Genomic DNA, 17,556 nt, shown 5'->3' with positions numbered 1-17,556 from the left:
AACGGGCCGCACGCCTCACGCGTGCGGCCCGTTACGGGTGTGGTTCCCGATCAGTGATCAGTGGCCGCCCTGGTCCTTGAAGCGCTTGTAGGACCGCTCGATCTCGGCCTCGGCGTCGGTGCGGCCGACCCAGTCGGCGCCCTCGACGGACTTGCCGGGCTCCAGGTCCTTGTAGACCTCGAAGAAGTGCTGGATCTCCAGGCGGTCGAACTCCGACACGTGGTGGATGTCACGCAGGTGCTCCACACGCGGGTCGGTCGACGGGACGCACAGCAGCTTGTCGTCGCCGCCGGCCTCGTCCGTCATCCGGAACATGCCGATCGCGCGGCAGCGGATGAGGCAGCCCGGGAAGGTCGGCTCGTCCAGGATGACCAGCGCGTCGAGCGGGTCACCGTCCTCGCCGAGGGTGTTCTCGACGAAGCCGTAGTCGGTCGGGTAGGCGGTCGAGGTGAAGAGGCGGCGGTCCAGGCGGATACGACCGGTCTCGTGGTCCACCTCGTACTTGTTCCGCGAACCCTTCGGGATCTCGATCGTGACGTCGAACTCCACCGGACGCTCCTCCATGATCAGCACATAGTTCTGGTGGTTAAGTGTCCCTCACGCAGGTGGGTGATCGCGAAAGGGGCTGGTGATAGTGCCAGAGCTGAGGCCTTGGCGGGCCGCGAGACCGCACGTGGTGCGGGCCGCGGGCGCCGTACGACCGCGTTTCGCACGCGCCGCGCGGGCCGCCGGACCGCCTCTCGCACGGTTCGCACGAGCCGCGGCGCCGCAGTTCGCGCGGGTCACGAGGCCGAAGACCTGGCAGTACACCGCCGGTGCCGCCACCGCCGGGCTGGCACTGGCCGCCGGTGTGGTGACCGCCGCCGGCCCCTGGGACTCCACGGGTCAGCGTACGGCCGAGCGGGACCGGGCCGTCGCACTGGAGCACACGGGTGGCGTAGATCACGATCGCGGATCCGGGGGTTCCGGTACGGCGCTCGGGGCGCCTCGCCCCGCGCCGAGTGCCGCCTCCGTCCTGGCCGGCCTCGGCGGGGCCGCCGGCGAGGTGCCGGGCGGAGCCGAGGCGGCCCCGGACGGCACGGACCTCTCCGACGTCCTCGGGCCCCTGATGGACGACCCGGCGCTCGGCCCCCGCCCCGCGGCGGCCGTCGTCGACCTCACCACCGGCAAGCGCCTCTACGCCCTCGGCGCCGACGTCCCCCTCACCCCCGCCTCCACCACCAAGATCGCCACCGGCGTCGCGGCCCTCACCGCTCTCGGCGCCGACCACCGCCTCACCACCCGCACGGCCCTGGAGGCAGGCACCGGCGAACTCGTCCTGATCGGCGGCGGCGACCCCACCCTCACCGCGCGCGAGGACGCCCGGGGCCTCGCCAGCCTGCGCGTCCTCGCCGAGCGGACGGCCACCGCCCTGAAGAAGCGGGACGTGCGCGAGGTGACGCTGTCGTACGACACGACGCTCTACGCCGGTGATGAGGCGCACCCGATAGGGGTGAACGAGAACCTCGCTTCCGTCACCGCCCTGATGGCCGACGAGGGCCGCACCGACGACTCCACCAGCGGCCCCGTCCCGCGCGTGCCCGACCCGGCCGCCGACGCCGCCCGCGCCTTCGCGGACTTCCTGGGGAAATACGGCATCACCGCGTCGAACCCCGGCCCCTCAAAGGCGACCGACCGCGCCGACACCCTCGCCACCGTCTCCTCGCCCCCGCTGTCGGCCCTGGTCGAGCGCATGATGACCCACAGCGACAACGACCTCGCCGAGGCGCTGGTCCGCCACACCGCCCTGGCGACCGGTGAACCCGCCGACTTCGACGGTGTGTCCGCCGCCGTCCCGGCCCGCCTGGCCCAGCTCGGCCTGCCCGTGCACGGCTCGCGGTTCCACGACGGCAGCGGCCTGGACCGCACCGACCGGATCACCGCCGACCTGCTCACCGCGATGCTGGCGAAGGCGGCCGACCCGGCCCGCCCCGAGCTCCGCCCGGTCCTCACCGGCCTCCCCGTCGCCGGCTTCACCGGCACGCTGGCCGGCCGCTACACGGACGGCACGGCCGGCCTCGTACGCGCCAAGACCGGCACCCTGACGGGCGTCAACACCCTCGCCGGCACCACGGTCTCCGCCGACGGCCGCCTCCTGGCCTTCGCCTTCCTGGCCGGCGACACGACGGACGCGTGGGCGGCCGAGGCGGCCTTGGACCGCTTGGCGACGACTCTGACGACGTAGCCGGGGGCAGCCGTGCGGGCGCCCCGACGAGGGGTCTCCCTCCGCCGGAGGCGCCTTGCGGCACCGGGCCGTGCACCCGCCCCCACCCGGGACCAACACCGGTCTCCCACAGGGCATCGGCCACCCCACCGCCCGCCACAGCCTGCCCCCGACGGCAGCGCTCACGTACCGTTGACGCATGACGAGCATCGGCGCATCTTCCGGCATGGTCGACTGGAATCTCGCGGTGGCGACCGCGACCCGGCTCGTACGGCCGGGCCCCGAAGTGAGCCGCGACGAGGCCAGGGCCGTCGTCGCGGAACTTCGCCGCCATGCCAAGGCCTCGGAGGGGCACGTCCGGGGCTTCACCCGGATGGCCACCGAGGAGGCCCACGACACCCCCGTCCTCGTCGTCGACCGCCCCGGATGGGTCCGGGCGAACGTCGCCGGGTTCCGGGAGATCCTGGGCCCCCTGCTGGAGAAGATGCAGGAGCGGCGCGGCAGCGGCGCCGGCAACGCGGTCCTCGGCGCCGTCGGCGGCAAGGTCACCGGCGTGGAGCTGGGCATGCTGCTGTCGTTCATGTCCTCCCGCGTCCTCGGCCAGTACGAGACCTTCGCCCCGGCCACCCGGGAACTGCCCGCCGGTGCGAACGGCGGCGGCCGGCTGCTGCTGGTCGCACCGAACATCGTGCACGTCGAGCGCGAACTGGACGTCGACCCCCACGACTTCCGTCTCTGGGTGTGTCTGCACGAGGAGACGCACCGCACGCAGTTCACCGCGGTGCCCTGGCTGCGCGACCACCTGGAGGGCGAGATCCAGTCGTTCCTCGCGGAGACCGACGTCGATCCCACGACCCTGCTGGAGCGGGTCCGCGAGGCCGCCCAGACGCTGGCCGGCGGCCGGCCCGAGGCGGAGGAGGACGACGGCGGCAGGTCCCTGGTCGAGCTGGTGCAGACGCCGGCCCAGCGGGAGGTCCTCGGCCGTCTCACCGCCGTGATGTCCCTGCTGGAGGGCCACGCCGACTTCGTGATGGACGGGGTCGGCCCGGCGATCGTGCCGAGCGTCGGGGAGATCCGCGAGAAGTTCCAGCAGCGCCGCGCCAAGGGCGCCTCCCGCCTCGACCTGGCGCTGCGCAAGCTGCTCGGACTGGACGCCAAGCTCCGTCAGTACCGGGACGGCGAACGCTTCGTGCGGGCCGTCGTCGACGAGTGCGGCATGGACGGCTTCAACCGGGTGTGGACCTCGCCCAACACCCTCCCCACCAAGTCGGAGATCGCCAAACCGGCGGACTGGATCGCACGGGTGCACCGCAAACCGGAGTCGTGAGCTCCGCGGGCAGGGCGTGAAACGAATCCGGTCGACGGCAGTCGAACGCCCCTCCAATCACCCGTCCGAGGGACCGTGGGGCCTCGGCAGGCGTGCGATGCTCAGGGAACGGCCCGTTTCTGTCACCATCTACGTACTCTGCGTGACCGGATCTCGGGCTCACCCCCGAAAACTTCATGAAGGGCACCGGACATGGGTCCCCATCCTGCGGTCGCGGCGATACGCCTGGCGGTCCGCCGCGTCCTCCACGACATCCTCACCGAACCGAACACCGCGGCCGGCGTTCCCGCCGCGACGGCCGCCGACCCCGCGCCCGGTCCCGCGCACAACCGGGCGGTCGATCGCGCGGCCGGTCCCGCACACCACCGCGCGGCAGACCGCGCGGCCGGGCTTCCGACGTCCCCGCTCGTGCTCGTGGCCTGCTCCGGCGGCGCGGACTCGATGGCGCTCGCCTCCGCCCTCGCCTTCGAGGCTCCCCGGCTCGGTGTCCGCGCCGGCGGCGTCACCGTCGACCACGGCCTGCAGAACGGCTCGGACCTGCGCGCCGAAGAGGTCGTCCTGCGCCTGCGCGAGCTCGGCCTGGACCCCGTCGAGGCCACCGCCGTCACCGTCGGCCGCGGGGGAGGGCCCGAGGCCGCGGCCCGCGACGCCCGCTACGCCGCCCTGGACGCCGCCGCCGCCCGCCACGGCGCCGCCGCCGTCCTGCTCGGCCACACCCGTGACGACCAGGCCGAGACCGTCCTGCTGGGCCTCGCCCGCGGCTCCGGCATCCGCTCCCTGTCGGGCATGGCCGCGGTCTCGGGGGCCGGCGGCCGTTACCGGCGCCCCTTCCTCCAGGTCGACCGGCAGACCGCCCGCAAGGCCTGCATGGTCCAGTCCCTGCCCGTCTGGGACGATCCGCACAACGCCGACCCGGCGTACACGCGTTCCCGGCTGCGCCACGAGGGCCTGCCCGCCCTGGAGAAGGCGCTCGGCAAGGGCGTCGTCGAGGCCCTCGCCCGTACGGCCCAACTCTCCCGGGACGACGCCGACGCCCTCGACACCTGGGCCCGCCAGGCCGAGCCCGGCGTCCGCGACGCCACGGGCGTACTGGAGTGCGCCAAGCTCTACGCCCTCCCGCCCGCCGTACGCCGCCGGATCCTGCGCCGCGCCGCCATCGACGCGGGCGCTCCGGCCGGCGCGCTGTTCGCCCGCCACATCGAGGAAGTCGACCGGCTGATCACCGGCTGGCGCGGTCAGGGGGCCATCAACCTCCCCGGCAGAGTCGTCGCCCAGCGGCAGGGTGGCAGACTGGTGATTCGGCAAGGCTGAATCCGGCCCTCCCACCGATCCGCGTATGGATCGCCGGGCGCTCCGGAGTGGCCGGTGGGACGACCGAAAGTGATGCGGGTGGACGCGAACGACATGGGTGCCGACCTCGAGAAGGTACTCATCACCAAGGAAGAGATCGACGCGAAGCTGGCCGAGCTGGCCGCGAAGATCGACGCGGAGTACGCGGGCAAGGACCTGCTCATCGTCGGTGTCCTCAAGGGCGCCGTGATGGTCATGGCCGACCTGGCGCGCACGCTGTCCACCCCGGTCACGATGGACTGGATGGCGGTGTCCTCTTACGGCGCGGGCACCCAGTCCTCCGGAGTGGTGCGGATCCTCAAGGACCTCGACACCGACATCAAGGGCAGGCACGTCCTGATCGTCGAGGACATCATCGACTCCGGCCTGACCCTCTCCTGGCTGATCTCCAATCTCGGCTCGCGCGAGCCCGCCTCCCTCAAGGTGTGCACCCTGCTGCGCAAGCCCGACGCCGCGAAGGTCGCCATCGACGTGGAGTGGGTCGGTTTCGACATCCCCAACGAGTTCGTCGTCGGATACGGGCTCGACTACGCCGAGAAGTACCGGAACCTTCCGTTCGTCGGTACGCTCGCGCCCCACGTCTACGGCGGCTGACCCGGCCTCGTAGCCTGTTCCACGGCGTTTCGGGGGCGGCCGGGAACCCCTGGGGCCCCCGCGCCGTTGAGCATGCAGACGGGGCGCCGACCGTCCCGTGCGGCTGAGGGCCGCCGGGCTGGGGTACCGTCAGAAGAACTGTCTTATCAAACTCACTATGGCAGGAGGGACGGGGCGCCACCGCTCCGTGTGGATGGACGTGAAGCGATACTTCCGTGGGCCAATCATGTGGATCGTGCTGGCCGTCCTTGCCGTGGTCGTGTTGATGCAGGTCGTCGGCTCGTCCGGCGGCTACAAGACGGTGGACACCGGCCAGGTCGTCCAGGCGATCAACGACAACAGGGTCGAGTCGGCCAAGCTGACCACCGGCGACGAGCAGAACATCAAGGTTCAGCTCAAGGACGGCGAGAAGGTCAAGGACAGCTCGAAGATCCAGGCGAGCTACATCGGCGACCAGGGCGTCGACATCGCCAATACGCTGCAGAACAAGTACCAGGACAAGCAGATCCCCGACGGCTACACGGTGTCGCCGTCGAAGCAGAACCCGTTCGTCGGGCTCCTGATCACCCTGCTTCCCTTCGTCCTCATCGTGGTCATCTTCCTGTTCCTGATGAACCAGATGCAGGGCGGCGGCTCCCGCGTCATGAACTTCGGCAAGTCCAAGGCGAAGCTCATCACCAAGGACACCCCGAAGACGACGTTCTCGGACGTCGCCGGTTCGGACGAGGCCGTCGAGGAGCTCCACGAGATCAAGGAGTTCCTGCAGGAGCCGGCCAAGTTCCAGGCCGTGGGCGCCAAGATCCCCAAGGGCGTGCTGCTGTACGGCCCGCCCGGCACCGGCAAGACCCTGCTCGCGCGTGCCGTCGCGGGCGAGGCGGGCGTGCCGTTCTACTCGATCTCCGGTTCCGATTTCGTCGAGATGTTCGTCGGTGTCGGTGCCTCCCGGGTCCGTGACCTGTTCGAGCAGGCCAAGGCGAACGCGCCGGCCATCGTCTTCGTCGACGAGATCGACGCGGTCGGCCGCCATCGCGGCGCCGGCCTCGGCGGCGGTCACGACGAGCGCGAGCAGACCCTGAACCAGCTGCTCGTCGAGATGGACGGCTTCGACGTGAAGGGCGGCGTGATCCTGATCGCCGCGACGAACCGTCCGGACATCCTCGACCCGGCGCTGCTGCGCCCCGGCCGCTTCGACCGGCAGATCGCCGTCGACCGTCCGGACATGCAGGGCCGTCTGGAGATCCTCAAGGTCCACCAGAAGGGCAAGCCGGTCGCTCCCGACGTCGACCTGTCGGCCGTCGCCCGCCGTACCCCCGGCATGACCGGTGCCGACCTGGCCAACGTGCTGAACGAGGCCGCGCTGCTGACGGCCCGCAGCAACCAGAAGCTGGTCGACAACCACATGCTGGACGAGGCGATCGACCGTGTGGTCGCGGGCCCGCAGAAGCGGACCCGGATCATGTCGGACAAGGAGAAGAAGATCACCGCGTACCACGAGGGCGGACACGCCCTGGTCGCGGCGGCCTCACCGAACTCCGACCCGGTCCACAAGATCACGATCCTGTCCAGAGGCCGGGCCCTCGGTTACACGATGGTGCTCCCGGACGAGGACAAGTACTCGACCACGCGCAACGAGATGCTCGACCAGCTCGCCTACATGCTGGGCGGCCGCGCGGCCGAGGAACTGGTCTTCCACGACCCGACGACCGGTGCCGCCAACGACATCGAGAAGGCCACCAGCGTGGCCCGCGCGATGGTCACCCAGTACGGCATGACCGAGCGCCTCGGTGCGATCAAGTTCGGTGGCGACAACTCCGAGCCGTTCCTGGGACGCGAGATGGGGCACCAGCGCGACTACTCGGAAGAGGTCGCCGCGCTGGTCGACGAAGAGGTCAAGAAGCTCATCGAGACGGCGCACAACGAGGCCTGGGAGATCCTGGTCGAGAACCGCGACGTCCTCGACAACCTCGTCCTCGCCCTGCTGGAGAAGGAGACGCTCGGCAAGGAGGAGATCGCCGAGGTCTTCTCCCAGATCGTCAGGCGCCCGGCCCGGCCCGCCTGGACCGGTTCCTCCCGCCGCACACCCTCGACCCGTCCGCCGGTGCTCTCCCCGAAGGAGCTCGCCCTGACGAACGGAGCGAACGGCGCGACGGCGGCGATCTCCACCACCAAGAGCGCCACGCCGGAGCCGGCCCCGGCCCCGGCTCCGGAACGAGCCCCGGAGGACCGCCCGGAGAGCTGACCCAGCCACTCCCGGCGGCCCCACCAGGCCCGGAATGTAAGCCGCGCCCCCCAGGTTCTAGCCTTGGGGGGCGCGGCATTTCCGTATGCCGACCGCAGGACAGGACAGGAACGAGGCACCAGATGACCGACCCCGTGACGCTGGACGGCGAGGGCCAGATCGGCGAGTTCGACGAGAAGCGGGCCGAGAACGCCGTACGAGAGCTGCTCATCGCGGTCGGCGAGGACCCGGACCGCGAGGGTCTGAAGGAGACACCCGGACGGGTGGCGCGGGCGTACAAGGAGATATTCGCGGGTCTGTGGCAGCAGCCCGAGGACGTGCTGACGACGACGTTCGACCTGGGGCACGACGAGATGGTCCTGGTGAAGGACATCGAGGTGTTCTCGACGTGTGAGCACCACCTGGTGCCGTTCCGCGGTGTGGCGCACGTCGGCTACATCCCGTCCACCAGCGGCAAGATCACCGGCCTGTCCAAGCTGGCCCGTCTCGTGGACGTCTACGCCCGCCGCCCACAGGTGCAGGAACGTCTCACCACGCAGATCGCGGACTCCCTGATGGAGATCCTCGAGCCGCGTGGCGTGATCGTCGTCGTGGAGTGCGAGCACATGTGCATGTCGATGCGCGGCATCCGCAAGCCCGGCGCGAAGACCATCACCTCGGCGGTGCGCGGCCAGCTGCGCGACGTCGCCACGCGCAACGAGGCGATGAGCCTGATCATGGCGCGCTGACGCCGGGTGGAGCCCGATGGGGCGGGGTCGCTCGGCCGACGGGTGTCGCTCGGCGGAGGGGCTGCGCTCGGCCGACGGGTGTCGGTCTGCCGACGGGTGGCGCCCCGGTCCGGCGTCGCGGTGGATACCGGGGCGGCAGCGACGGGTCAGGCCGCCGAGGCAGCGCCCGGGGTGTCCTCGTCATCGTCCTCCGGGAGCTTGCAGACGCGCTCCAGGAAGATGGCGGCCGCTATCACGGCGATGCCCGCCACGACCGAGAATCCGGCGTAGAACGCCTGGTCGCGGCGGGCCGGGACGTCGAGGTACTCCAGGAGGAAGACGCCCATGCCGCCGTACATCCCGGCGATCAGAGCGGCCACCAGCGCGCTGGCCTGGCCGAAGACGACCGCGCGGGCCGCCATCATCGGGTCGACGCCCTTGGCGCCCTGCACGCGGTCCCGCTGGGCCTTCAGGCGGGTGCGGAGCGAGAGTGCCGTGGCCAGCAGGATCACGGCGATCAGGGCGAGCACGACGGGGGCGGCCAGGGGGACACTCGGGAGGCTCCCGAGCGAGTTCCACAGGCGGGCGCCCGCCCAGGACAGGATCCCCGCGACGACGAACACGCCGGCCAGCACCCTGATGCGCAACTCTTCCACGGTGTCCCGGTGTCCCTTCGGTTCCCTGCGTGGTCGTCCTGACCTTGTCGACCTTAACGACTACTCGGGCAGCCGTAGTTCCAGGTCGGCGCGGGGCACGATGCCGTCCCGGGTGACGGAGGCCAGGAGGTCGGCCACCGGGCCGTGTCCCGGCAGCCGGGCACCGGGGTCCACGTCGTGCCAGGGGGCGAGTACGAAGGCGCGTTCGTGGGCGCGCGGGTGGGGGAGAGTGAGCTGCGGGTCGTCGGAGACGACCTCGGCGTAGGCGACGATGTCGACGTCGAGGGTGCGTGGGCCCCAGCGCTCGTCGCGGACGCGGTGGAAGGCCTCCTCGACGGCGTGCGCCCGCTCCAGCAGGGAGGACGGGGGCAGGGTGGTCTTGAGGATCACGACCGCGTTGAAGTACGAGGGCTGGCTGCCGGGGTCGACGCCCCACGGCTCCGTCTCGTACACCGGCGAAACCCCTTTGACGCGCACACCCGGGGTGTCCTCCAGGGCGTCGATGGCGCCCTGGAGGGTCTCCAGGCGGTTGCCGAGGTTGGCGCCGAGGGCGATCACCGCGCGCTTGGGGTTCGACAGCGTGGTGTCGGCGGCGTCGACCTGTTCGATGACGGAGGCGGGCACCGGCTGTACGGTCGGGTCGCTGGGACCCTTGGTGAAGGGGGTGCTCATACACGGCTCCGGATGATGGTGACGGTCACGTCGTCGAAGGGGACGGTGATCGGCGCGTCCGGTTTGTGGACGCAGACCTCGACCTCCTCGACCCCTTCGTGTTTCAAACAGACCTGGGCGATGCGCTCGGCCAGCGTCTCGACCAGGTTGACGGGCTCGCCCTCGACCACGGCCACGACCTCCTCGGCCACGATGCCGTAGTGCACGGTCTTCGCCAGGTCGTCGTCGGCCGCGGCCGGTCGGGTGTCCAGGCCCAGGACGATGTCGACGAGGAAGGTCTGGCCGTCCTCGCGTTCCTTGGGGAACACACCGTGGTGCCCGCGGGCCTTCAGGCCGCGCAGCGCGACACGATCCACGCGAATCACTCCTGCAGTCGTCGGTCTCGGCCGGTCCCTACCGCGTGCGGGCGGCACACCGGCTTCAGTCGAATCTACCCGCGAGCACCGACAGTGCCGGGCCGCGGGGGGTGTGGAGGCGGGCGTGTGCAAGGAGGGTTCACCTTGTGTTCGCCCTGGCGGCCCCGGTGGATCACGGGTTGGTAGCCGCCTGTACCCGCCGGTCCGTGATCCCAACCACTTCCGGGCCCTGTGGGGTCAGGGAGGTGTGTCCTCGCCGTCCTCGTCGTCGTTCTCGGCCAGCACGGGGGAGGCGTGGTGCGACCAGAGTTTCCAGCCGGCGGGCGTGCGCCGGAACACGTTGGTGGCGACCACGAGCTGGCCGACGAGCGGGCCCAGTTCGTCGCCGCCCTCGGGGGCGGGACCGCCACTGAGGATGTTCTCGGTGCAGGTCACCAGGGCGGTGTCGCCGGTCACGGAGACGTGCACGTCGGTGAGGAAGAACTGGATGTAGTCGGTGTTCGCCATGATCAGCGCGTAGGAGCGGAGGACCTCGCCGCGGCCGGTGAGCACCGGCCAGCCGGGATGCACGCACGAGACCACGCCGACATCCGCCGGGTCGTGGTACGACTCGTCGACGCCCAGGTCGGAGGGGGTGAGCCAGAGCTCGGACACCTTCTCGAAGTCGCCCTGCTCCAGTGCCTCGTAGAAGGCGGTGTTGGCGGCCTTGACCTGCTCGACGTCGATATGGGGGGCGTTCACAAGGGACCTTCCGTGCCGGTGCCGGGGTCCTGGCTGGTGCTGGTGCTGGTGCCAATGCCGGTGCCGGTGCCCGTGCCCGTGCCCGTGCCGGTGCGCTGGACCGGTGTGCGTGCTTCTTCGACGGCGCGCGCGACCCGTACGGCGTCGGCCGTGGCGCGTACCTCGTGCACGCGTACGGCCCACGCGCCGGCGTGCGCCGCGAGTGCGGAGACGGCGGCGGTGGCCGCGTCGCGCTCGCGCGCGGGGGGCGGGGGGGCGCCCGGCCCGGCGAGCACCCGGCCGAGGAACCGCTTGCGGGAGGCGGCGACGAGCAGCGGGTGGCCGAGGCCGAGGAGACGGTCGAGGTGGGCCAGGAGGACGAGGTCGTGCTCGGCGTCCTTGGAGAAGCCGAGGCCGGGGTCGACGACGACGCGGTCGGGTGCGACGCCACCCTCGACCACCGCCTCCACGCGCGCGCGGAGCTCGTCCGTGACCTCGGTGACGATGTCTTCGTAGGTGCCCCTGACGTTGCCGCCCTCCAGGAGGCCGCGCCAGTGCATGACGACGAAGGGGGCGCCGGCGTCGGCGACGACCGGGATCATCCGGGGGTCGGCGAGGCCGCCGCTGACGTCGTTGACCAGGGCGGCACCGGCCGCGAGAGCCTGTTCGGCGACCGAGGCGCGCATCGTGTCGACGGAGATCGTGACGCCCTCGGAGGCCAGACCGCGCACGACCGGGACCACCCGCCTGAGTTCCTCGTCCTCGTCGACGCGGGTCGCGCCGGGACGGGTGGACTCGCCGCCGACGTCCACCAGGTCCGCGCCCTCGGCGACCAGGTCGAGGCCGCGCTTGATGGCGGCCGTGGTGTCGAAGAAGCGGCCGCCGTCGGAGAAGGAGTCGGGGGTCACGTTGACGACTCCCATGACCGCGCAGCGGTCCCATACGGTCAGTCCCGCGAGGCGGCGGCCGGTCTGCTTGCTCATGTGTTCAGCGTAGGCCCAGGGACCGGGGTGCCTGCGGCGGCCCGGGGACATCCGTGGCGCCGGGCCGCGCCACCCGATCCCCGCTGCCACACACGCCGGGGGCTGGTCAACGCCGTGGCCGCGTGGCGCCGGCGGTCACGCCGCCCGCACTCCGGGCTCGGTCACCCGGTGTGCGCAGGGCCGGCGTACGGGCGCCCGGTGGCGCAGGAACCGCGGCAGTGGCAGCGCGAGGGTGACGAAGCCCTCGGCCTGCATGCCGGCGACGCCGATGCGGGGCAGGCCGGCGGAGGCGCGGTAGACGACGAAGCGCGGTTCCCAGCGGGGGCGGAACTTGGCGTTGAACTTGTACAGGGACTCGATCTGGAACCACCGGGACAGGAACACCAGCAGCTCGCGCCAGGCCCGCAGCACCGGGTCAGCCACGCGCCGTACCCGGGTCTCGTAACCGGCGCGCTCGATGCGCTTGACCATCTTGCGCACGTTGCGCATCGAGCGGCCGGCCAGGGAGAAATCCGCGGCGTCCACCACCGCCTCGTCGCCCAGTTCGAGGGCGTCGAGCCCGGTCTCGCGGGTCCACACCTCGCCACCGGTCTCGGAGCAGCCCATGACGGCGGGCGTCCAGGAGTGGGCGCGGGCCTCGTCCATGAAGCGCTCGATCGCGCCCGGCCAGGCCTCGACGTCGCCGATCGGGTCGCCGCTGGCGAGCATGACGCCGGAGACGACGCGGTAGGTGACCGCGGCCTTGCCGCTGGGGGAGAAGACGACGGCCTTGTCGCGGCGCAGCGCGAAGTGTCCGAGCGAGTCCCGGCCGCCCTGCTTGGCCAGCAGGGCGCGCAGCCGGGCCTCGTCGTCCTCGGTGAGACGCGCGGCGGGGTGTTCGGGACGGAGGGCCAGGTAGGCGGTGGTGACGGCGGTGAGCAGACCGAGGGCGCCGAGGGAGAAGGCCACCGTCCAGGAGGTGGTGCCCCGGTAGTCGACCGGGCCCTCGACTCCGAACAGGCCGTACAGGACGTGGGTGAGGCGGTCGGCCAGGCTCGGTTCGCCGACCATGTGACGTGGGTGGGCATTGACGACGACCAGCCCGAGGGCGAGGGAACCGGCGCCCATGAGTACGACGTTGGCGAGCGCCCGCCACCGGCTGCGGGGATCGGGCAGGGCCGCGAACTGGTCCCGGTGCCGCAGCAGGGGCAGGAGCAGCGCGAGCGAGATCAGCACCCCGGCGACCGAGTGCCGGTAGGTGAACTGCGCGACGGCACCGAACGGCAGCAGTGCCACGGCCGCCCGCCACGCCCGTCGCTTGCGGCGCTTCAGCCCGTGGGGGAGTAGCAGCAACAGCACCCCGGCGCTGAGCGAGAGCGCCGCGGCGAACGGCCCGAACGAGCCGGGCAGGACCTCGGCGAGGGCGTGCATCCGGCTGTGCCGGAACCGGGGGAAGACGCCGGCGGCGATGTCCAGCAGGCCGACGAGCGCGCAGGCGCGGCCGACGAGGAGGGGCACGGTCTCCGGACGAGGGCCGCGCGGCACTCGACGCCCGCTGGTGGGTTTCGTCGGAACCCGGCCCGACATTTCCTCATCTGTCCTGACAGACATCGCACCTGTAGTTCTGCGAGAGACCGTGGATCCGGACCCGTTTTCGGGCATCCGGCGACATTGCGCCCTCTAGGACGGTGTGTTGGCGGCAGAGGTTCATTCCCCCGATCGGATGGCCCGAACGGACACACGAAAAGCGCGGGCGGGTAGCGACGCATGGGTCTGACGAGCGACGAGGTGCTGGCGCTGGCGGTCCTGTCCGGTGTGCTGCTGTTCGCCGGCACGGTGTGGCTGTGGCCACGGTTGGCCCGGCGGACCTGGCGGGTCGTCATCGGCGGGGTGGTCCTGCTGTTCGCCACCCAGCTGGCGGTCTTCGCCGCGGTGGGGCTGGTCGCCAACCAGTCCTTCGGGTTCTACGGCAGCTGGGCCGACCTGTTCGGCCGGGAGAACGGCCAGGGCGTGGTCGTCGACCACTCGGCCGACGAACCGGCCGACGGGGAGTGCGTGGACGTGCCGCGTGGCCCGCAGACGGAGACGTTCTTCGCGAAGGACCTCCCGCAGGCCGTCAGCGCCCACTACCGCGTGGAGCGGGGAACGGGCAACTGGGGCATCGTCGGCAACTCGACCGGCGGTTACTGCGCCCTGAAACTCGCCCTGCACCACCCCGACGTGTACGCCGCCGGAGCCGGCCTGTCCGCGTACTACGACGCGCCCAGCGACCCCACCACGGGTGACCTCTTCCAGGGCGACGAGGGACGGAAGAACCGGGCCGACCTGTGGTGGTATCTCAAGAACCTGCCCGCGCCCGAGACTTCGCTTCTCGTCACCAGCAGCAAGTCCGGCGAGACCAACTACAAGGACACGTGGAAGTTCATCGAGCGGGTGAAGGACCGGAAGCCGACGCGCGTCTCGTCGATCATCCTGGAAAGCGGCGGGCACAACTTCAATACCTGGCGCCGCGAGATTCCCGCGACGCTGCGGTGGCTCGGCGAACGGCTCGAAGGCCGGGGGCGCGGCCCGGCGGATGGCCCGTCGGATGGTCCGGCGGATGGCCCGGCGGGAGGCCAGGTGGCCGGTTCGACGGGCGGTTCGGTGGGAGAAGACGGGTCCGTCGAAATGATCTTGAAGTAATTCCCCGGTCGATGGGTATGTGGATTTCTGATGCCGTGTGAACACAACGGAGGCCGGTGTGTTTTTACGGGGCGGGGCGCCAAGATTCGCCTACGCGCGGTAAGTTTCTGGCCATGCCACGTGGACGTCACCGCCATTCCCCGCCCCTGCACAGGCTGCTTCCTCCGTCGGCGATCGCAGGCGTCTCCGTCGTCTGCGCCCTCGGTCCCTGGGTGTTCAGCGAAGCGATGATCCTGCGCTCCCTGGCCGCGGCCGCCGCGGTGACGGCCGTCGTCGGCGCGGTCGTCATGCGTCACTGGGACGCACAGGCCGGCAGGCGCGTCGCCGATCTCACGCGCGCGCGTGCGAGCGACGAGTGGCGTTACGAGGAGCGGGTCGCCGAACTGGAGTCCGACCTGGAGGAGTCGCGCGGGCTGCGCGTGAAGTTGGAGCACCGGCTGCGGGCGAAGCGAGCGGAGCTGGCGGGGCTGCGCAACGAGCACGCCGCCCTGTTGCGGCGCTACGCCACGGCGGAGACCGAGCGCGCCAGCGCGCTGGAGGGCCGCCGACTGATGGAGATCGAGGCCGTGCCGCAGGCGCCCGCGCTGCCGGCGGCGCGACCGGCACCGGCGGAGGAGACCCGGGCCGAGGGCCCCTCGAACGCCACCGAGGAGATCCCCGAGGGGACCCCCGAAAGCGTGGAGAGGGCGGGTAGCGCGGAGAACGTGGAGAGTGCCGAGGAAGCGTCCGCCGTCTTCTCTCCCGCGGGCTCGCGGCTTTTCCTGCGGGCGAACGCCGCACTGGCGCGGTTCGACAAGGGCGCGCCCGCCGGTCCGGACGGCAGCGACGCGGACGGCTCCGACGGCTCCGACGGCTTCGACGGCGGCAGCGGGGACGACGGGGACGGTGGGGGCAGCGGCGGCGGCGAAAGCGCGGGGGCGCCCGAGGCCGCGCAGGCGGAGGCGCAGGGGCAGTCCGAGAGGGCCGACGGACACGAGCGCTCCGCCGCCGCCTCTCCGACGACGACCCGGCCCGAGCAGCCCGGCGGGACTGATCGGAGTGACGGAACCGACCGGCCTGAGCAGTCCGGCGAGCGGCCCGCGCAGCCGGACCAGTCCGATCGGGCGGACCAGTCCGACCGTCCCGACCAGCCCACCGGGCAGGCCACCGGCCACTTCACGGTGCCGACCGCCGTGGCCGTCGTACCGGCGGCTTCGGCGCGGCGTCCGGTGGCCGAGGGCGACTTCGACTTCTTCGGTACGAAGAACAACGCCGAGGACGGGACGTCGTCGCCCGAAGCTCTGGAGGCCGTTCAGAACGAGGACCTGGCCGACGTGGTCGGCCAGGAGGCCCTCGCCGTGCACAAGGCCGAGGAGGAGGCCGCCTCCGAACCGACCGACGAGACGTCCCGGGGGGCGGGCCAGGTGATCGACCTGACGGCCCACGACGAGACGGAGCAGATCGATGTGCAGGGGCTGCGCAGCGCGGCGTCCTGACGCTTGCCGGCACGCACCGGCACCCACCGGCACGCACCGGCACCCACCGGCACGCACCGGCACCCACCGGCACGCACCGGCACGCACCGGCACCCACCGGTACACGCCGGTACGCACTGGTGCGCATCGGCAGCGACGCCGCGACGGCAGGGTTCAGGCCATCCACCGGTCCGGCAGCGCGTCCCGCCGCCCGGTCCGGGACCGCTCCGCCTGCGCCCGCAACAGCTCCGCCGCCTCGTCGGCGTCGCGCAGCCGCGCGGTCACGGTCTTGTTCGCCCCCGTGTCCACCCGTACGTCGGCCAGCCGCAGCGCCCGCTGCCAAGGCCCCTGCGTGCGGCGGACGCTCTGCACCTTGGCGTGCGGCACCAGCGCCAGGCTGCGGCGCAGCAGTCCGTACCGGGCCGCGAAGACCGTGTCGGTGACGGCGAGACCGTAGCCGCGCCACCACAGCGGCCGGCAACGCGCGGCCCGCCGCGGCGGGCGGGTCAGCACCGCGGCCGCCGGCACGGTCACTCCGGGCAGCACGCGCGTGACGACCGACTCGGCGATCTCACGCGGGGCGACCGGCAGCAGCACGGAGTTCGACGACCCGGCCACGTCCAGCTCCACCCGTACCCAGCCGCGCCGCCGCCACAGCAGCGGCTCCACGATCCGCACCGTCTGCACGCGGCCCGGCGGCACCGTCTCGTGCGCGTGGTCCAGCAGTCCGTGGTCGAGGCGCAGCCCGTCCGGGGACTCGGCCACCGTCCAGTCGTACTCCCCGACGAACCGGCCCGCGCTGCTCGCGCCCGCGGCGCCCAGCAGGGGCAGCGCGGTCACCAACACCGTCCACAGGTTGTGAGTGGCCAGCCACAGCAGTGTCGGCACGACGACGGCGGCGATCAGCGTGCCCCAGGTCGCGCCGGTCAGCAGCAGTGAGACGGCGAGTACGCCGGGCGGCACGCGCAGCAGCTGCCGGGAGGGCGCCTCGCCGACCTCGGCCGCGGTCTCGGGCGCGAGGCCTGCCGCGCGCGCGAGCAGCTCGGCCCGCAGCGCGCGTGCCTCGTCGGCGCCCAGGAAGGCCAGTTCGTCCTTCTTGCCGGTTCCTATGACGTCGAGTTTGAGCTTGGCGACCCCCACGACGCGGGCGAGCAGCGGCTGGGTGACGTCGACGGCCTGGATCCGTTCGAGCCGGATGTGCGCGGTGCGCCGGAACAGCAGTCCGGTACGGATGCGCAGCTCTGTGCTGGTCACTGCGAAGTGCGTGAACCACCAGGTCAGGAAGCCGTACAGGGCGGCGGCCGGGATCAGTACGGCGAGCCCGACCAGCAGCGTGGTCGTGGTCAGCCGCGACAGCTGGCGCTGCGCCTGGTCGGGGTCGTGCACGGCCCACCCGACCAGTACGGCGACCGGCGCCCAGGCGCGGCGCAACGGTGTGACGGGGTGCAGTCGCCGCTCGATGACACCGGGGCCCGGCCTGGCGGCGCCGTCGTCTGCGGTCCGGGCGGCGCCGCCCACGGTCCGGCTGGTGCCGTCCTCCGTCCCGGCCACGCCGTCCTTGCCCCCGGTTCCGGTCGTGCCGCCCCCGGTTCCGGTCGTGCCGCCTCCGGCCTCGGTCGTGCCGCCTCCGGCCT

General features: G+C 72.0%; 15 protein-coding genes and 1 pseudogene. 8 read left to right on the top strand and 8 right to left on the bottom strand.

The features are described from left to right. Positions 1–57: 57 nt before the first annotated feature. Positions 58–549 (bottom strand): inorganic diphosphatase, encoded by a 492-nt coding sequence (locus ABEA26_RS10500; protein ID WP_007452023.1) that lies wholly within the window; start codon positions 547–549, stop codon positions 58–60. Positions 550–628: 79 nt separating this feature from the next. Between ABEA26_RS10500 and dacB the strand changes: the two genes are divergently transcribed. The 6 genes from dacB (at position 629) to folE (ending at position 8,441) form a co-directional block, all read left to right on the top strand. After that, positions 629–2,224, top strand: a complete 1,596-nt coding sequence (dacB, locus tag ABEA26_RS10495) for a D-alanyl-D-alanine carboxypeptidase/D-alanyl-D-alanine endopeptidase (protein ID WP_345591313.1) — start codon at positions 629–631, stop codon at positions 2,222–2,224. Positions 2,225–2,402: 178 nt separating this feature from the next. Next, the gene (locus tag ABEA26_RS10490; protein ID WP_345591311.1) at positions 2,403–3,530 is read left to right on the top strand and encodes a zinc-dependent metalloprotease; all 1,128 of its coding nucleotides are present in this window, start codon (positions 2,403–2,405) and stop codon (positions 3,528–3,530) included. A 192-nt stretch (positions 3,531–3,722) separates the two neighbouring features. Then, the gene (gene tilS, locus ABEA26_RS10485) at positions 3,723–4,841 is read left to right on the top strand and encodes a tRNA lysidine(34) synthetase TilS (RefSeq protein ID WP_345591309.1); all 1,119 of its coding nucleotides are present in this window, start codon (positions 3,723–3,725) and stop codon (positions 4,839–4,841) included. Positions 4,842–4,934: 93 nt separating this feature from the next. After that, the gene (gene hpt, locus ABEA26_RS10480; protein ID WP_226027733.1) at positions 4,935–5,474 is read left to right on the top strand and encodes a hypoxanthine phosphoribosyltransferase; all 540 of its coding nucleotides are present in this window, start codon (positions 4,935–4,937) and stop codon (positions 5,472–5,474) included. A 193-nt stretch (positions 5,475–5,667) separates the two neighbouring features. Then, positions 5,668–7,713, top strand: coding sequence for an ATP-dependent zinc metalloprotease FtsH (gene ftsH, locus ABEA26_RS10475; RefSeq protein ID WP_345591357.1), 2,046 nt, complete (start codon positions 5,668–5,670; stop codon positions 7,711–7,713). 122 nt (positions 7,714–7,835) lie between these two features. Beyond that, positions 7,836–8,441: a GTP cyclohydrolase I FolE gene (folE, locus tag ABEA26_RS10470; RefSeq protein ID WP_345591308.1), complete on the top strand. Its 606-nt coding sequence runs from the start codon at positions 7,836–7,838 to the stop codon at positions 8,439–8,441. Positions 8,442–8,587: 146 nt separating this feature from the next. Here folE and ABEA26_RS10465 read toward each other — a convergent pair whose 3' ends face one another. From ABEA26_RS10465 to ABEA26_RS10440, 6 genes are all read right to left on the bottom strand, one after another. Further along, entirely contained in the window at positions 8,588–9,076 is a 489-nt protein-coding gene (locus ABEA26_RS10465; protein WP_345591307.1) for a DUF3180 domain-containing protein, read from the bottom strand. 60 nt (positions 9,077–9,136) lie between these two features. Further along, positions 9,137–9,748 carry a 2-amino-4-hydroxy-6-hydroxymethyldihydropteridine diphosphokinase gene (folK, locus tag ABEA26_RS10460; protein ID WP_345591305.1) on the bottom strand — a complete coding sequence of 204 codons (612 nt, stop codon included), beginning with the start codon at positions 9,746–9,748 and terminating at the stop codon, positions 9,137–9,139. After that, a complete protein-coding gene (gene folB / locus ABEA26_RS10455) occupies positions 9,745–10,104 on the bottom strand; it encodes a dihydroneopterin aldolase (protein ID WP_011028954.1) in 360 nt (119 codons plus the stop codon). Before folB ends, folK begins: the two co-directional genes overlap by 4 nt. 237 nt (positions 10,105–10,341) lie before the next feature. Continuing rightward, positions 10,342–10,845 carry a nuclear transport factor 2 family protein gene (locus ABEA26_RS10450; protein WP_345591303.1) on the bottom strand — a complete coding sequence of 168 codons (504 nt, stop codon included), beginning with the start codon at positions 10,843–10,845 and terminating at the stop codon, positions 10,342–10,344. Continuing rightward, positions 10,842–11,807 carry a dihydropteroate synthase gene (gene folP / locus ABEA26_RS10445; RefSeq protein ID WP_345591301.1) on the bottom strand — a complete coding sequence of 322 codons (966 nt, stop codon included), beginning with the start codon at positions 11,805–11,807 and terminating at the stop codon, positions 10,842–10,844. The genes ABEA26_RS10450 and folP overlap by 4 nt, the downstream gene beginning before the upstream one ends. A gap of 135 nt (positions 11,808–11,942) precedes the next feature. Further along, entirely contained in the window at positions 11,943–13,373 is a 1,431-nt protein-coding gene (locus ABEA26_RS10440; RefSeq protein ID WP_345591299.1) for a phosphatidylglycerol lysyltransferase domain-containing protein, read from the bottom strand. A 180-nt stretch (positions 13,374–13,553) separates the two neighbouring features. Here ABEA26_RS10440 and ABEA26_RS10435 point away from each other — a divergent pair. Together ABEA26_RS10435 and ABEA26_RS10430 are read left to right on the top strand one after the other, a co-directional pair. Beyond that, positions 13,554–14,345, top strand: a pseudogene (locus ABEA26_RS10435) (alpha/beta hydrolase); the annotation flags it as partial. Between the two features lie 236 nt (positions 14,346–14,581). Then, positions 14,582–15,943, top strand: a complete 1,362-nt coding sequence (locus tag ABEA26_RS10430) for a hypothetical protein (protein ID WP_345591296.1) — start codon at positions 14,582–14,584, stop codon at positions 15,941–15,943. 153 nt (positions 15,944–16,096) lie between these two features. Here ABEA26_RS10430 and ABEA26_RS10425 read toward each other — a convergent pair whose 3' ends face one another. Further along, positions 16,097–17,440: a PH domain-containing protein gene (locus ABEA26_RS10425; protein WP_345591356.1), complete on the bottom strand. Its 1,344-nt coding sequence runs from the start codon at positions 17,438–17,440 to the stop codon at positions 16,097–16,099. Between the last annotated feature and the right edge of the window lie 116 nt (positions 17,441–17,556).

Origin of the sequence: Streptomyces marokkonensis, assembly GCF_039539045.1 — a bacterium.
In the GTDB taxonomy this organism is placed as follows: domain Bacteria; phylum Actinomycetota; class Actinomycetes; order Streptomycetales; family Streptomycetaceae; genus Streptomyces; species Streptomyces marokkonensis.
The sequence above is the reverse complement of the archived record's forward strand: the minus strand, read 5'-3'. Positions and strand labels throughout refer to the sequence as shown.